The organism is Mesorhizobium sp. M0571 (assembly GCF_040320985.1).
Lineage (GTDB): Bacteria > Pseudomonadota > Alphaproteobacteria > Rhizobiales > Rhizobiaceae > Mesorhizobium.
The window spans coordinates 1-698 of sequence record NZ_JAMYQT010000155.1 but is presented as its reverse complement, the minus strand read 5'-3'; the positions used below and the strand labels follow the sequence as shown (position 1 = coordinate 698).

Genomic DNA, 698 nt, shown 5'->3' with positions numbered 1-698 from the left:
AATATCAATGGGAAGAAAAGCTGATCCCGTTCTGGACCGAGATCGTGGCGCTGGCGAAAGAAAACGGCGTCGAGCGCATTGCGCTCGAGCTGCATGGCAATCAATGCGTGTACAACGTGCCCTCGCTCCTGAAGCTTCGAGCAGCGGTAGGACCTGTCGTGGGCGCCAATCTGGACCCGTCGCACCTGTTCTGGATGGGTGCTGATCCCCTCGCTGCTGCCGAAGCGCTGGGCGCGGCCGTTTATCATGTCCATGCCAAGGACACGATGCTGAACCGGCCAGTCCAGGCAACGACCTCGCTGCTTGAGAATGGCAACCTAATGGACATTCCGGCCCGCTCGTGGAGCTACATCACGCTCGGGTTCGGCCATGGTGAGGAGTGGTGGCGGCAATTCTGTTATCGGCTCAAGATGGCTGGCTACGACGGCTGGCTTTCCATCGAGCACGAGGACGTACTTCTGAACTCGCTGGAGGGGCTCGAAAAATCCGTCGCGCTCCTCCAGAGCGTGATGCCGTCAGCTCCCGCAGACTTCAAACCGCAAGATATCTGAGGAGGGACTCAATGCCCTGGGTTGACGCTTGTGCCGCTGACGAAATCGAAGCCGAGGAAGCCAAGCGCTTCGAGAATGGCGGCCGTACCTTCGCGATCTTCCGCAACGACGCGGATGAATACTACTGCACAGACGGGCTTTGCACGC

2 protein-coding genes are annotated in these 698 nt (G+C 59.3%); both read left to right on the top strand.

Going from position 1 to position 698, the window contains the following annotated elements; all coding sequences use genetic code 11:
- On the top strand, positions 1-551 hold a 551-nt coding region (locus tag NKI85_RS37820; protein ID WP_352780997.1), incomplete at its 5' end, for a sugar phosphate isomerase/epimerase family protein.
- A gap of 11 nt (positions 552-562) precedes the next feature.
- The coding region (locus NKI85_RS37815; protein WP_352781000.1) for a Rieske 2Fe-2S domain-containing protein at positions 563-698 on the top strand (136 nt) is incomplete at its 3' end.